The following is a 15,446-nucleotide window of genomic DNA, read 5'->3' on the forward strand; positions in this document are numbered from 1 at the left end:
CGGCTTCGAGCCGCAGCCGGCGAGCAGCGCGGCGGCAGCGAGCACCGCCGCCGCGGCGATGGCCGCCGGCCGCCGGCAGCCTCCGGCCGGACGCGGCGCTCGCTCCCGTCCCGTTGCCTTCACTTCGCCGGCAGCGGCGCGCTGCTCTCGAAGCGGCCGCAAATCGCCAATCATCCGTTTCATGCGTAGCTTCCCCCTTGCCTCTGTAATCATTGCAACGCTTCGTTTCTTATACCCCCTCATGAGCGGAACAACTGCAGCGGGTCTACACGGTATATTTTCATTGCGGGCCACAGCGACGCAAGCGCTCCGATCACCAGCGTACCCAGCATAAGCAGCCATTCCTCGCCAGGCAGACGCCATACGTCCAGCGCGATGCCGGAAAAGTCGAAGAGCGCGTCGCGGCCCGCATAGCTTCCCGCATGACCGGCCGCCAAACCGAGCAGCAAACCGATCAAGGTCAGCAGCAGCCCTTCTCCGATCAGGGACAGCCATACGAACGTTCTGGACTTGCCGATCAGCCGCAGCAGACCGACGTCCTTTTTGCGCTCGTTCACAGCCGACGTAAGCGACAGCAGAATCGAGATGGCCGCCAATACGATACACAGCATCGTGACGATTCGAATGACCTGCGAGCCTTTGTCAACCACATTGACGACATCGGCTACCGCTTTGCTCGTATAGATCGCCTGCACGTTGCCGAGTTTGTCGTACTTCGTTTTGAGCGTCTGCGCACCGAGCAGCGACCGGGGCTTGACCAGAACCGAGGTCACATCCTTATGTTCCCCCTGCTGGCTGTGATGGACGGCCCAGGCATAATCGACGGTCGTGAACACCGCCCGGTCGTCAGGCGTATGAAGCGGCGGCAGTATGCCGACCACCGTGTACAGAAAACCGGCATGAGCCTCATGCTCCTCATGGGATTCTCCGGCCTCCTCTTCCTCCGCAGGCTCTCCCTCGTGAAGGAGGCCGTGGCCGCCGCGGAACGTATCTCCGACCTTCACGCCGAGCGTTCGGGCGATGTGAGAGCCGACGACAGCCTCCCCCGTGCGGAGATAGACCGTGCCCGCTTCCAGCTTCTTATCTCCGTACCGCGTCAAAAAATATTTGGCGTCCACCCCCACAATAGGATAGCCGTTATAGTTGTCCCCGGTCGTCATCGCATAAACCGCTTCGGCCTGTTCCTCCTTCTCAAGCTGCGCGAACACTTCGTAAGGAATGTTTCCGGTCGGCGTTCCGACGTGATAATAAGTGTTCAGCGCCAGCTGCGTCGAGCTGCCTTGCGCTCCCACCGTCAGCTCGAACGGGCCGTAGCCCTTCTCCGCCCCCTGCTCGACTCCTTGACTGCATAAGATGAGAAAGACGAGCAGCGCCACGGTCAACGCTACCGAGCAAACCGTCAGCAAGGATAGCGTCTTGCGGTGCATCATGTTACGCCATAATAAATGAGGAAGACTCACCCTTCACGCCTCCTTGATCCTCAGGCCGCTTCTGCGGCTCTTTGCGAAGCAGTTCATTGATTTCGCTCATATGGACCTGCGTAGGGTACAGCCGCGCCAAATGCAGATCATGCGTAACGGTGATCAGCGTAAGCCCCTCCTCTTCGCATAATCCGAGCAGCAGCTTCATAATCTCTCCCGCCGCCTCCCAATCCAGACTCCCGGTCGGCTCATCGGCCAAAATAAACGGAGGACGGCGAATGAGCGCCCGGATCATCGCCACCCGCTGCTGCTGGCCTCGCGACAGCTGCGCCGGAAGATGCCGCTGCCGGTCCTGCAAGCCGGTTCGCTCGAACCATTCGTTCAGCTGCGCCTCCTTATCCTTCCGGCTCCAGTGCGAAGGAAGCACGAGCTCAATATTTTGCCTTGCCGTCAGCGAGGAAATCAGATGAAAATCTTGAAAAATATACCCTGCCTGTTCGGCTCTGTACCGGTCTCGCTGCGCTTCTGAATACCGGTGCAGCGGATGGCCGCAAACCGTAATCTCTCCGCTGTCCGGCGTCAGCACCCCGCCCAGAAGATGCAGCAGCGTACTCTTGCCGCTGCCGCTCGGTCCGATCAAGGCGATTCGCTGACCTTGGTTTATTGACCAACGGTCTATTTTTGAAATAGGCAGCGTCCGACCTTCCGCCCGAAACGATTTCTGCAACCGGCTAATCTCGATCATCTTCTCACCGCCTTTATCGCCGTATTTCGCTGCAGCCCGATGCCGCGACTTTGAAAAGGCAGGGGAACATCGCTCCCCCGCCTCGCTTTACCCATGCCGTTACTTCAAGCTGATCCGCTCGGACAACGCATCCCAGGTCAGCGGTTTCCTGGTCAATTGCTTGAACGCGTCCAGCGACAGCCATAAAGAGCCGTTATCCATATTCGCTTGGAACCCGGCAGGAGCTCCGTTATACGTAACTTCGGACGTCTCTACGTTAACGGCCGCTTGGTTGGCGTCTTTGGACAAGACGACGGATTTCGCCGCTTCATCCCATGCCACCTGAACACCGAGCGCTTCGGACAAGGCGCGTGCCGGATACAGTACGGAACCGTCGCGCGTCACCTTAAACTTCGGATAAACGTACTCTGCCTGCTTTTCGGCCGTCGTGCCTTCCAAATCCACATCCGCCACTTTGGCGATCGCTTTGGCGATATCCGTATTGTCGATTTGGCCTTTGACCAGATCGGCGATCGGCCCGTACGCCCAGACGCCTACGTCGACGGCGGAGTGCCCGTGCCCGGTGAAGCCGACCATGAAGCGCTTGGCCATCACGGCGTTATACGCGCCTTCCTGCGCATAAGAAGTGCCGTCGCCCTCCATAATGTAGCTCGCTTCGTCATCGGTCAAATCGTTGAATCCTGTATTTTCAAGCACCAATCGCTTGATTTCCTCGATGCTCTTCGCCGCCTTCAGCTTCGCAGCGAATATTTCGGACGATTGCTTCTCTTGATCCCAGGCATCGACATTAATCTCATATACCCCGTCGCGGGAGAGCGACAAACCGCCGGTCTCATGATCCGCCGTCACCACGACCGACGTGTTGCCGTCTTTTTTGGCAAAATCCATCGCCACTTTCACCGCCGCGTCGAAATCGAGCGCTTCTTGAACGACGGAAGGAAAATCGTTCGAATGGCCCGCATGGTCGATTCTTCCGCCCTCGATCATCATCGTGAACCCTTTCGGATTTTGCGCCAAAATTTCGATCGCCTTCCCGGTCATATCCGCCAGGCTGGGAACCGTATCGTCGCGGTCCAGCACATAATCGACATGAGAGCTGCCGAACAATCCGAGCGCTTTGCCGGCTCCGGCGCCGAGCGACTCCAGCCCTTGCTTGTCGTAAACAACCTTGTAGCCTTTCGCTTCAAAATCCGGGATAATCGTCTTGTCCGTACGCTTGCCCTTCTCCTCCTTGCTCAGGAAAAACTGCTTGCCGCCGCCGAACAGCACGTCCACGTCCTGATCCTGCAAATATTGGGAAGCGATCGCGCTCTCGTTATCGCGGTTGCGCACGTGCGAAGCGTAAACGGCCGGCGTCGCATGCGTAATTCGCGCTGTCGTCACCAGCCCCGTCGACTTGCCGATTTTTTCGGAAGCCTCGATGACCGATGCGAACGGCTTGGATACGTCTTCGTTGGAGACGCTGATGCCCGCATTGTAAGTTTTATGTCCGGTTGCGAAGGCCGTGCCGGCCGAGGCGGAATCCGTCACTTCCCCGGACACCATCACGCCGCCGTCTTCTCCCCGGTCTGCATATGTAGTGGCTTGGCCCACATAATAGGAATCAAGCTCAAGATGATTTTTGTTCAGAAAATGGCGGGAGTAGTCGCGCGCCGCCGATACTTGGGCCGGACCCATGCCGTCGCCGATCAGCACGATGACGTTTTTCGATAGGGCCGGCGCGGACGCAGTCCCTGCCGGAGCATCGGCGGCGATAGCCGGGCCTGCGTTCCATGCCGGAAGCAAGGAAAGTGCCATACCGGAAACTAAAAGCTGTTTAAATACCTTTTTCAAAAAATTCCCCTCCGTTTATGAAATAAGGATGAAGACATTCGCTACATCGCTCATTATACGGAGCCAACATTATCGGAAATGGGACATCATGTTATCGGAACGTCAATTTTGCCGGGAACTGTTAATGCAATGTGAAAAAAAAATCCGGCTGCACCAGAGAGTGGAAACCTCTATCGAGCGCGGGATGCTTGTTTTTCACCACTCTTTTAAAGTCATGTTCACAGCGTCTGGAATCCGGTACCCTCTTCATGCTCCAACGTATCCGTTTAGACAACGGCTTGGCTGCAGGCAGCCTCCGGAACCGAGCATCGAACCGTTTCTAAAGCTAACGGACGTCAGGGAGCTAATTTCGTTGCAAACAGACCCTTTTCAAACGTAATGGACGTCATGGCGCTTACATAGCTCCGAATGGCTTTCTAAGGCGGCGTTGTCAACAGATAGCTGCATCTGTGTCCGTTAGAAATCCAATATGGCCGATAGGGTTGATATAACGGCCGCTGTGTCCGTTGCGAGAGTACGGCGCGACTGTAGGAGCGTTAGCGCTCGCCTTTACAGCGGATTTTTCTCTACGATAGGAGGGTCGCCTACTGTGCATGCGAAAGCAGCTCCCCATCGCCGCCCGTTCCGGATTTCTTGAATAATTGTCCCTTGCATGGGCTGCAATTCGGGAACGAAGGCGACGCTGACGCTTCTCCGGATCGCCCTCGCTTAGTGAAAGCGAAGTCTGCTTTTTCATCGGATTTTTTTCACACCATTTTATAAGCATGGTGAACAAGCGGCCGGGGAGCGGATGGAGAGTTGAAACAGCGAAAACGGTCGCCCTTCTTTGTAGACGGATTTCCCCTGCTTGAGGGATTTCAAATGAAAAAGATCCGGCTGCAACAGCAAGTGGAAGCATCCGACCGCAGGCCGCGACTAAATCGCGCCACCCTTCCATAGGTAATGGTGACTCGTCTATTTCTGTTTGATTTGCGGCATCAGCTTGGCGATTTCTTCGTCGGCTTCGCGGAGCGCGGTGTTCACGTCTTTTTTGCCCGCAACTGCATCCGCGACCTTGCCGTTAAAAATTTTGCGGACGTCGGCGTTGCCGGAATACATCGAGCCCGGCACATACGGCGCGATGCGGCCTTTATAGATCGCCTGCACGTTTTTCCCTTGCAAAAAATCCATTTCGGCGCCGAAAGCGTCTTTGACGGCCTGGCTGGCCAGCACCGGATAATATCCGTATTTCTTGGCCATCGCGGTCTGCACTTCTTCCGAGGCGAGTACGGAGAGCACCTTCATCGCGTCTTCCTGATGCTTGCTCACTTTGTTAATCCCCATATACATCGTGTCTCCCAAGCCTTTGAGCCCGTCATAGCCTTTGTAGCTCGGCAGCTGCGCCATATCCCAGTTCAAGCCGTTCTTGGACGCTTCCTGCAAAGAAGGCATAATATTTGAAATGACCATCGCGGTATTTTTATCCTTAACAAAGGCGTTCACCACATCGGCGAAAGCTCCCCCCTTCGGTTCGTTGCCCGGGATGGTCACAAGATTCGTATAGAGCGTCAGCAGCTGTTTCCATTGATCGTTATTTATCGTAGGCTCATCCGTCTTGGCGTCCAGCAGATCGATCGGCAAGCCGCCCTTCATCGCGAATATGCTTTGCGGATGCAAGCCTTTGTACTGGAAGCCGGCGTCCATCTTCGTTACCTGTTTGGCCAGGTTGATGACATCCTCCCAATACATGCCGTCTTGCGGGTAAGGCACGGCGAATTTATCGAAAATATCTTTGTTATAATACAAAGCCGTCGGGCTGCTGTAAAAAGGAAACGCGACGATTTGACCGTCCACCTTGCTTCTTTCCACAAGAGCGGGATCGAATCGGCTTACATCGACATTTTCCTGTTTCATCAGTTGGCTCATATCCTGGGTAAGACCTAGCGACGTGTAGGCGCGCACATCGTTGGCGATAGTGAAAATATCCGGAAATCCCCCCGATGCGACAAGCTCGTCCGGATTGCTCCCTTTCCCGCGGACCACTTGTTCCAATGTGATATAAGGGTATTTCTTGCGGACAGGCTCGACGAACAGCTGCTGCCATTGGTCATCCGATACGGCTACCCATTGATAAATTTTGACGGTAACCGGCTTCTCCCCCGTCTTCGCGGCGGCTTCGCCCGGGTTTTCCGCAGCTTTCTCTTCCCCCGAGCAAGCGGCGAGCATCCATAATGCCGTCAATACTGCGGCGGCGGCGAAAACTTTCTTGTACATGCTTATCCCTCTTTCCGTTATACATGACGCCCGGCAGCTTGCGCAGAGCGTGATGTAAGCGCTTTATATTTGGTGTTTTCATTATAACAAAGCCGCATCGCGGTTTCTGTCTTCATCTTGCGCTCAATTATAGGAATATTGCTATCTTTCCAAACGGTTGAACACCCGCTGTGCCTGTCCCTGATGCAAATCCGTGCCTTTTCCGGTCAAATTCGCGGCTGCAGATGAACAATATTCCTATAAAATCAAGCAACATGCCGAAAGTATGCGCGCCGCCGGTCTTATATAATAGGTGGGGTAAGCATCTTGATCATGGAGGGACTGCATTTGCAAGCACAAGCTATTTCTTCCGAATTTGCCCGCGCCAAGGCCGCTTCCGTCTACGCATTCATGATTTCCGGCTCATCGGCGGATAACCGAATGAATATCGATCTGTGGGATTGGATACCCGGGGTCGGAGTCCTTGCGATTTGGCGCTATTTTGAAAAAACCGGCAGCCGGGACGCGCTCCGTTATTTAACCGGCTGGACAGCCCGTAATCTCGGAAAATCATGCGTTCATAGAACCGTCAATTCCACGGCGCCGTTCGCCCTGCTGCCCGCGCTGCACAGCGTCGCGCCCGACGACAGCTATACGGAAAGCGTCCGCGCAACCGCTCAATGGCTGATGGACCAAGCGCCCCGTACGCGGGAAGGAGCCTTCGAGCATACCGTCACGGAACCAGCCGCTTTCCCGGAGCAAGTATGGGCCGATACGGTCTATATGGCCGTTTTGTTCCTCGCGCAAGCTGCCGGAATGCTGGGCTCCGCAGCCTATGCGCAAGAGGCGCTGCGTCAATTGGAGCTGCATCTGCGTCTTTTGCAGGACGATGCAACCGGCGTGCTGTTCCATGGCTGGAACTGCGGGGAACGCCATCATATGTCGGGGGCGAGATGGACCCGGGCCAACGCTTGGGTCGCGCTGGGCTTCCCTTGCATCATACAGAGCGTCGCCGGTCTCGCCGATATTCCGGCCGGCTTAAGCGAACGATACGTCCGGCTTATGACGGCCTTGCTCGATTACCAGAATGAACGGGGCTTGTGGCATACGGTTTTGGACCGGCCCGACTTCTACGAGGAGACTTCGGGGAGCGCCGGAATTGCCGCAGGCATCATAAGGGCCATCGAATGCGGGCTGCTCGACGGGAAGCACCGCGAAGCGGCGGACCGCACCGCTATGGCGATCATCGGCAGGATCGATGAAGCGGGCAGAGTGATCGGAGTATCCGGAGGCACCCCCGTGAAGGAAAGCTTGGAGGACTATAACCTCATTCCGTTCAAGGATACGCTGTACGGACAAGGCTTGGCGCTGATGCTGCTGTCGGAATACGCATAAGTCGTAAGGGCATCAATGAGCTTCATTGCCCGGAAGACAGTAAACAAACGGCCCAATCGCTTATTGCGACTAGGCCGTTGCATGTTTTATGTTATTGAACTCTCTCGACGCTCCACATACCAGAGCCGCCGATGCTCACCCGCACTGTCCGGCCGGAGCGCGTAAATTCCGCCAGCGTCTCCTCCGGCCTGTCATCGACCCGGATCGAAGCCGCTATCTCGGCAGCGGTTTCGCCTGAGCCGTGCGGAATCAGCAAGGTGACGAAGCGCACCTTGCTCCCGGAAGCGACCGTCTGCCGGGCGAAGGTCGTATACGGCTTCATTCCGCCGTTCATCGGCACGTTCACAGCGCCGAAGGTCCTCCCTTCCCCCGGCGCGTAATACACGAGCAGCGACGGGGCGGCGGATGCTTCCGTTCCGTCCGGCTTATACCAGCTTCTCGCCTCTCCCGGCGAGTCGAACCAGTTCGGTCCTTGCGCTTCCAGAGAATACAAATTCCATAGCGGGCCGGCCGTATACCCGGACGCCAGCGGGCCCGGCAGCAGCTCGTCGACCAAGATCAATGCTCCTTCTTCCGTAAGCACCATTTGCCGGGTCAGCTTGCTGTCGAACGTATAATATTCGTCCAGACGGATGAGCCCGTAGCTGTCCTTGCGGCGGGACTCCGCTTCGGCCTGCTTCAGCAGCGGAACCAGATTCGTATCCGACGGATAGAAATCAACATCAACCGGAACGCTGTCTGTCGGATTCACCGTAACGCGGAAGATGAAGTCGATGTCCGTCCGCTCCGCAGCGATGTAAGTCCAATCGTATTTGATCGTCGTATAATCTTGCAGGCTAAACGTCGTCCGATAGCCTTTGTTTCTGTAAAACAAGCTGGCGCCCGGCTTGACGCGTACGTGCAGCGCATGATTGCCTTCCACGGCATTCGTCCCTAGCGAGTAAGGCCGGTCGGCGCGTTCCCACTGAGCCAATGTTTCGAAATCGTCGATCACCTTGACGCCGGCCGGCCCTTCCAGCCGCAAATGGTCGATAGCGAACGTATACGGCTTATTCGCCGCCAGACGAAGCGTGATCGCGTCGAGCGTAAAGCTCTCCTGATCCAGCATCGATCCCGCGATCAGACCGCGCACGGGGATCGATTCATGCTGCCATACCCCCGGCTCGGGCGCAGAGACCGCAGCGGGGTACGGCTCGTCGGGCGGCAGCAGCGCAACGATGTTAGCGTCGGTGGCCGAACGGTTATGTCTGGTCAAGCCGTGGAACAGCGGAATACCGCCCGCCTCGTAATACAGCAGCGCTCCGATCCGGTTCGTATGGGAATGGTAGCCCCTTCCGTACAGCTCGCTCATGACGTAAGGCGTTCCGGGCGCGCGGTCCGCTCCGAGGATCAGCTTATCCGGCGTTCCCGGACGACCCGGTTCGTTGCGCCGCGTCACCAAGCTGCCGGCTTCCGCCCCGCTTGCTCCGAGGCTCGTCTCGGGCAGCGACAGAACCTCGGCCAGCGGGTACAAAATGACTACCGACCACAGATTGTCGTCGAAGGAGCCGGGAGCATAACGAAGCGGGTAGTTCTTTGAATGGAAAGCGAACGTTTTCCAGGCTGCTTCCAAAAATGACGAATCGTCGTACATCCGCGCCGCCGCTTCAAACACATAGATCCATGCCTGCCATTCGCTGCCGAAATAATCGTCGCCGTATTCCGGAACGGCTCCCGAAGGCGACAGCTGATCGCGGTAACGTTCGAACATGCTGCGAGCTTCGCCGTTTTGCAGCTGCTGCGTCCTTCCCGTCAGCTCCGCCAAACGGATGACCGCGCTTAACCCGATGGCATTGTAATGCCCGGCGTTCTCGTTTAAGTCCTTGTTCGCATACCAATAATTCCAGAGCTCATCGATATTGGCTTTCCATTTGGCGGCGTCCGGATGGTCCGGAAACAATCTCAGCGCTTCGGCGGCTCCGACCGCCCGGGACAGGCCTTGATTATTATCTGTCATTTGACGGGCGTTGGCATAAGGCAAATACGCGCGCAGCAGCTCCTCGTCGCCGTCTTCAAGCTTCCCCGCCGATTGGAGATACGCATACGCATGAAGCAGCGGCTCCGCAACAAAAAAAGGATTGTCGTGCTTTCGGTACAATTCGGGATTGCGCCGCCATTCATCCATCAGCACGCGGAATGTCTTCTCCGCTTGCTCCGCATACTTGGCATTGCCAGTCAGCTTGTGCATATCGGCCGCCATCGCGGCAAAGAAGGCAAGCCTGCGCGGATCGTTCAGCCGCTTGCGCATCGCATCGTAGTTGAGGTTGCGGGTCAGCTCCTCGTAGGTCGAGATAACATAAGACTTATAGTCAGGCGCATTCATGCTCGCAGGATTCCCCTTCCCGTAATAGAACCATATGGCGACAGCCAGAACGGCGGTCAAGCCGACGCTCGCCGCCAGCGTCGCACCTTTGCTGATGAAAGGCATACTCTCTTCCTTCTTTCGACCGGTCATCCCCATTGTAACAGGAAGCGAGCAGCGAATCTTTCGCCGCATTGCCCTTATTTATCAATATATTGCGTTCATTTTGAACTCCAGGTAAGTTATAGGTATAGAGAAATTTGCGGAAGGGGCTGACAGTACGATGCCGAACGGCCAGGATCAGAGGCTGCGGATTTACGAAGTGGAGGAACGGCTGCGGATGCGTCCTTTTTTTATTAAGCATCGCGCTACGGACAAACATTTTTATATGGATTTTCATGCGCATCCGGGATATGAAATCTATATTTTTCAACAGGGCTCCGGCAATTTTCTTATTGAGGATCGGATCTTTCCTCTTGCCGGAGGCGACATCTTGCTCATCTCCGAGTTCGAGTCTCACAAAAGCGCGCCCAGCCTGGGAGTAGACTGCTCGCGAAGCGTCGTCAATTTTTTGCCGGAGCTGCTGCTGCCCCAGGCTGCCCCTCCATTTTTGGAGTTATTCCATACCGGTTCGGATTGGACCCGCCGTCACCTGCGCGTATCCGGCGAAACGCTGGTGAAGATAAACGCGCTGCTGACGCGGATGGAAGAAGAAAATCGCAAGCGGGCGGACTTTTTCGAAATCGGCTGCTCCCTCTGCTTAAACGAGCTGCTTTTGGAAATCGCCCGTTTGATTCGAAGCCAGGCATCCGAAGGCGCGTCCCCTATACCGCGCAGCTCGGTCAATTCGAGAGTCGAGCAGGTGATCCGCTATTTATCCGAACGGTACAGCGAGCCGATCAAGCTGAAGCAGCTGGCCGAGATGATTTATGTAAGCCCTTACTATTTATGCCATCTGTTTAAGGAAACGACCGGCGTTACCATTTCGGAATATTTGATTTATACCCGCATCCGCCAATCCAAGCGAGAGCTGGCCCTCACCGAATATTCCATCGCCGAAATCGCCAGCCGCGTCGGCTTCAATACGCTGGCCCATTTCGGACAAACGTTCAAAATGCTGGAAGGGATGACCCCGCGCGATTACCGCAAACAAATGAGCCGCCGGTAGCGGACGCGCCGTCTTCACCCGCCGACGCCAAATAAGCCGGCCGCGTTCCGTACGCAGACGCCGGCCGTCGGAAGAACAGAACGGGGCGGATTCCCAGGCCTTTATCTGGATGAGGACCCGCGCAGCCGGGGTCTTCTTGCGAAATACACGGAGACCAGCAGCAGCGGTATGGCAAGCATCATCGTCAAATCCCAGAAGAGCCAATGATGCTCTAGCAATTCGTTGTAGAAGGTCAAATTCGGAGACAGGCAGTACGCCAGCCCGAATAGGAGCAGACCGAACGGAATCAGCAGAAATCGTTGGCTGCGCAGGTTGAACAGCTGTACCGTCCCCCAGCTGAACGCATAGCAAAACAACGTGCATTTGAAAAAAGTCGATATAATCCACACGATCGCCAGCAGCGCCTCCAGCCGTTCCAGAAAATGCCCGATGCTGATTTTCTTGGCTAATCCGTAAGCCGGATACACTTGATGAGCAGTAATATAGGAACCGAGCACAACGACGCTGACAAAGATGACCGAGACGACGCAGATCCCGCCGATCAAGGCGGCGAGCATAAAATCTTTGCGCATATGCTTCCCCCGCTTGACGTACGGAAGAATCATCAGCAAGCTGGACAGCTCCGCAAACGGATACGACGCGACGTAAACCGCTCCCCGCAGCACAGGCGCGACCCCGTCCCCCATGATCGGGAGCAGTTTGACGAATTTGGCTTGCGGCAGCAGCAAAATGATCAGCGCCACGATAAACAAGCCGAACCAGGGCAGCAAAATTTCTCCCGCTCTCGCCACCGCCTCAATTCCTCTTACCAGCGCATAAAGCAGAACTAGGATCAGAATGAAATGGACGGCCCGCTCCGGCGTCTCCGGAATCATCTCCGTAGTAATGAAATCCCCGATTTCCCTTAGCAAGGCTGCCGCATTAAACAAACAATAAAGCAAGTAGAGCAGCGACACGGCCCCGCCGGCCCAGCTTCCGAGGAGAAACCGAGTGAATTCGACGTAAGTGAACTCGGGCTTCAGGCTGCTCGCATATAGCGCGATCGCAAGGACGATGAGACCGCCGGCAATCCCGATGATTCCGGACAGCCAGGCGTCCTGCTTGGCCGCGTTCGTCGTAATGGACGGGAGAATCAGAATCGAGTCTCCGACCGTAACCAAAATAACGAGAACCGCCAACTGCTGTATGCTGATTTTGCCGTTACTAAGCATGGCGCTCACCTTTTATTCAGGATGTAGGAAAAAACAAACGGCTGATAGGATCATACACGATTTTCAAGACGATCAGCGGGCTCGGCACGTCGATCAGCCTCACCGCCGCTACGCTGCATAACGTTCCCAGCGCCAGCAAGACGGAGAAGACCGCCGCCTCCCGAAACCAGCCTTTGCGGATTAACGGAGGAAGCTGCAGAATAGCGGCGAGCAGCACGGCTGCCAGCAGCGAGATGGTTTGGATCATGAAACCGTCACTCCTTCACATCGTTCAGAAATGAATTTCCGGTCGTTCCCAGCTTGCGCAGCAGCACCTTCGCTTTATAATTGACTTTGACCTTCGGAAACCGTTCCGTCCAGTTGTCCTTTAGCTTTTTCCACTCTTGGGGATTCGATCTGTAAATCGCCTGCCCGAAACCGAACATATCTACTTTATACTTGCTTTGGGCCACCTTCACTGTTTGTTTCATCCGCTTGACCAGCGCCTGCTCCGCTTCCCGCTGCAGCATCTGCATTGTTTCCGGATTTTCGATGTCGATCTTACATTCGACATTGCCGATATTCGATTCGCCCTTCACCGAAATATCGATAACCGGCTCCCCGTTCACGACGCTTCCTTTAATCGTACTTTGGGCCCGTATCGACTCCAGGTCGATTTTGCCCCCGTCCGGACACCGCACGCTGCCTACCGTGCTTTTCACATTGTTCATAATGTAGTTGTACCCGCGGCTTTCTTCCTCATCCAGCCAGCCGATCAGCTTATCCTTCTTGAATACCGCCAAGGTGGAATATTCCAATCTGGCTTCCGGCTCGATTTGTTCGACGTTGCGTTTGGTTTCCCCGAGCTGCCGGTTTCCTTTGACGACAATGCCGGTCAATACGGGATTCATCCCTTCGGAGACGAGCTGTTCGATAAATTGGTCGAGCGTGAAGGTCGTTGTCGGCGCCCAAGCTTTGGACGACGTTTCGAGAGAGTTGTACAGCTTGTTCGCGGGAATTTTCTCCAGCGGCGTCAATATTTTGAGCACGTCTTCGGCCTTGCTTTCTTTGGCCACCATAACGTAAAAATCCGTCCTTGATTCCGAGTCCCGGAACAACAGGTCCAGCGCTTTGCCCACGCCGTCTTTGGCCAGCTCCTCCGACAGCACCAGAACTCGTATATGCGCCGCGTACACTTTACGCGGACTGACCTCGGTCATTTTACGGAACGCTTGGAACACCGTCGGCGCCGTCGCTTTATACATCACAACGGGCGCCAGATCGTTGCTCCCTACCTTGGCGGCTATCGCGGAAGGCTCGACGACCTGCACGGCGACTTGCACCTGATCGCCCTTTTTATCGATGGCCGTGCCGAGCTGGATGCCGAGCGTATTCAATTCCCTGCGGTTCCAGCAGCCGGTTGTGAGCGACAGCAGCAGTATGGAAGCGAGCGCCGCCGCGGCAAGCCGTTTCATGTGGACATCTCCTTCCGCTCTCTTTATGGATTCGACTTTTGGCGAACCGGATTGTTCCGGTTGAGCAGGCGCGGACGCAGGTTGAGGCGGGGCCATCTCAGCCGGAATAACGAATCCTTCTGATCCTTGAGTATAAAAGGGCCGAACGGACTCATGTACGGGATGCCGAAAGAATACAAACCGGATAAATGGATCACAAGCCCGAGTATACCGACAAGAATGCCATACAATCCGAACGTCGCCGACAATCCCATCAATAGGAATCGGATCATCCGAACCGAGATCGACATGTTCACAGCGGGGATGACATAGCTTGAGATGGCGGTAATGGAAACGAGAATAACCATCGCCGCAGAGACAACCCCCGCTTCCACCGCCGCCTGTCCGATAACGAGCGTGCCTACGATGGATACGGCCTGCCCGACCGTACGCGGCATCCTGACCCCCGCCTCCCGTAAAATCTCATAGGTCGTCTCCATCAGCAGCGCCTCGATAAAAGCCGGAAACGGAACGCCTTCCCGCTGCGCAGCCAAATTGATAAGCAGGCTTGTAGGCAGCATCTCCTGATGAAAGGTCGTAACGGCAATGTAAAAAGACGGGGCCAGCATGGATATAAAAAAGGACAAATACCGGATCATCCGCAGCAGCGTGCTAATATCCGCCCTCTGATAATAGTCTTCCGCCGATTGAAAGAAATGGACGAACAACGCGGGAACGAGCATCACGAAAGGAGTCCCGTCCACCAGAATGGCCGCCCGCCCTTCCAGCAGCGCCGCTGCCACCGTATCCGGCCGTTCCGTATTGTAAACCGTAGGAAACGGGGTATATCCTTTATCCTGGATAAACTCCTCGATATACCCACCCTCCAACACTCCGTCAATCATGATAGCGTCGAGCCGCTTGCGGACCTCGTCTATCATCCGCTCGTCGGCGACGCCGTGGACGAACATCACGCAAACGTTCGTCTTCGTCACCGTGCCGATCGTCTTGCATTCCAGCCATAGGTTCGGGTCCTTAATCTTGCGCCGAATCAGGGATGTATTCGTACGGATGCTCTCCGTAAACGCCTCCATCGGTCCCCGCACAACCGTCTGCTGGGTCGGCTCGCTTACGCTGCGCTCCTCTCCTCCGGTAACGGAAATTCGCAGACCGGCGGGCGAGCGGTCGATCAGCACGACCGCATCTCCCGACAGCACCGCGTCAAAGAGCGAGTCCATACTGTCCAGCACGCTGATATGGCCGGCGGCGAGCACATCGTCCCTAAGGAACGGCAGCAGCCCAGAAACGCCCGGTAACGGCATTCCACCTCTCTTTAACGCCATAAGAGGCTCAATGACGGTCGTATGAAGCAGCATATTGTCGACGAGTCCGTCTATGTAGAGCAGGGCAACCCGGCTGCAGCTTTCTCCTTCGCCATACGCGATTTCCTTCACGATCAAATCTTCGCTGTGTCCCAGCGCCGTCAGGATGGAGGTAAGGCTGGCTGAAAGATCGGGCTGCAGACCGGCTTGATCCGCTGTCGTTGCTGGTCGTTGCGTAGAGTTCATCGGAATGTACCTCGGGTATCGTCGATCTTCAGAATATCCCTTCGCAGGGGTCTGTATCCTGGACCGGAAAATATAGGGTATCGTTAGTATGAGCCGATT

At 55.8% G+C, this 15,446-nt stretch carries 12 protein-coding genes; 2 read left to right on the plus strand and 10 right to left on the minus strand.

Features of this window, described 5'->3' with window-relative positions; translation table 11 throughout:
• The 5 genes from N0M98_RS31705 to N0M98_RS31725 form a co-directional block, all read right to left on the minus strand.
• Positions 1 to 183: hypothetical protein (locus N0M98_RS31705; RefSeq protein ID WP_259620276.1), on the minus strand; the 183-nt coding region annotated here is incomplete at its 3' end.
• A 56-nt stretch (positions 184 to 239) separates the two neighbouring features.
• The gene (locus tag N0M98_RS31710) at positions 240 to 1,460 is read right to left on the minus strand and encodes an ABC transporter permease (RefSeq protein ID WP_259620277.1); all 1,221 of its coding nucleotides are present in this window, start codon (positions 1,458 to 1,460) and stop codon (positions 240 to 242) included.
• Positions 1,432 to 2,166, minus strand: coding sequence for an ABC transporter ATP-binding protein (locus tag N0M98_RS31715; RefSeq protein ID WP_259620278.1), 735 nt, complete (start codon positions 2,164 to 2,166; stop codon positions 1,432 to 1,434). The genes N0M98_RS31710 and N0M98_RS31715 overlap by 29 nt, the downstream gene beginning before the upstream one ends.
• 99 nt (positions 2,167 to 2,265) lie before the next feature.
• The gene (locus N0M98_RS31720; protein WP_375295580.1) at positions 2,266 to 3,963 is read right to left on the minus strand and encodes an alkaline phosphatase; all 1,698 of its coding nucleotides are present in this window, start codon (positions 3,961 to 3,963) and stop codon (positions 2,266 to 2,268) included.
• Between the two features lie 990 nt (positions 3,964 to 4,953).
• Positions 4,954 to 6,252, minus strand: coding sequence for an ABC transporter substrate-binding protein (locus N0M98_RS31725; RefSeq protein ID WP_259620279.1), 1,299 nt, complete (start codon positions 6,250 to 6,252; stop codon positions 4,954 to 4,956).
• Between the two features lie 327 nt (positions 6,253 to 6,579).
• Here N0M98_RS31725 and N0M98_RS31730 point away from each other — a divergent pair, with 327 nt between their 5' ends.
• Positions 6,580 to 7,626: a glycoside hydrolase family 88/105 protein gene (locus N0M98_RS31730; protein ID WP_249861444.1), complete on the plus strand. Its 1,047-nt coding sequence runs from the start codon at positions 6,580 to 6,582 to the stop codon at positions 7,624 to 7,626.
• A 91-nt stretch (positions 7,627 to 7,717) separates the two neighbouring features.
• Here N0M98_RS31730 and N0M98_RS31735 read toward each other — a convergent pair whose 3' ends face one another.
• On the minus strand, positions 7,718 to 10,093 hold the full coding sequence (locus tag N0M98_RS31735) for a hypothetical protein (RefSeq protein WP_259620280.1): 2,376 nt from the start codon (positions 10,091 to 10,093) through the stop codon (positions 7,718 to 7,720).
• A gap of 157 nt (positions 10,094 to 10,250) precedes the next feature.
• On the opposite strand from N0M98_RS31735, the gene N0M98_RS31740 reads away from it, so the two are divergent.
• Positions 10,251 to 11,135 (plus strand): helix-turn-helix transcriptional regulator, encoded by an 885-nt coding sequence (locus N0M98_RS31740; RefSeq protein WP_249861442.1) that lies wholly within the window; start codon positions 10,251 to 10,253, stop codon positions 11,133 to 11,135.
• Positions 11,136 to 11,236: 101 nt separating this feature from the next.
• Here N0M98_RS31740 and N0M98_RS31745 read toward each other — a convergent pair whose 3' ends face one another.
• Genes N0M98_RS31745 through N0M98_RS31760 form a run of 4 tightly spaced genes read right to left on the minus strand, consistent with a single transcriptional unit; the run spans position 11,237 to position 15,347 of the window.
• Positions 11,237 to 12,346 (minus strand): GerAB/ArcD/ProY family transporter, encoded by a 1,110-nt coding sequence (locus N0M98_RS31745; protein ID WP_249861441.1) that lies wholly within the window; start codon positions 12,344 to 12,346, stop codon positions 11,237 to 11,239.
• Positions 12,347 to 12,362: 16 nt separating this feature from the next.
• Entirely contained in the window at positions 12,363 to 12,593 is a 231-nt protein-coding gene (locus tag N0M98_RS31750; RefSeq protein ID WP_249861440.1) for a hypothetical protein, read from the minus strand.
• Positions 12,594 to 12,600: 7 nt separating this feature from the next.
• Positions 12,601 to 13,800: a Ger(x)C family spore germination protein gene (locus tag N0M98_RS31755; RefSeq protein WP_249861439.1), complete on the minus strand. Its 1,200-nt coding sequence runs from the start codon at positions 13,798 to 13,800 to the stop codon at positions 12,601 to 12,603.
• Positions 13,801 to 13,823: 23 nt separating this feature from the next.
• Positions 13,824 to 15,347 carry a spore germination protein gene (locus N0M98_RS31760; RefSeq protein WP_249861438.1) on the minus strand — a complete coding sequence of 508 codons (1,524 nt, stop codon included), beginning with the start codon at positions 15,345 to 15,347 and terminating at the stop codon, positions 13,824 to 13,826.
• Positions 15,348 to 15,446: the final 99 nt, after the last annotated feature.

The sequence above is a fragment of the Paenibacillus doosanensis genome (genome assembly GCF_025060755.1).
In the GTDB taxonomy this organism is placed as follows: domain Bacteria; phylum Bacillota; class Bacilli; order Paenibacillales; family NBRC-103111; genus Paenibacillus_S; species Paenibacillus_S doosanensis.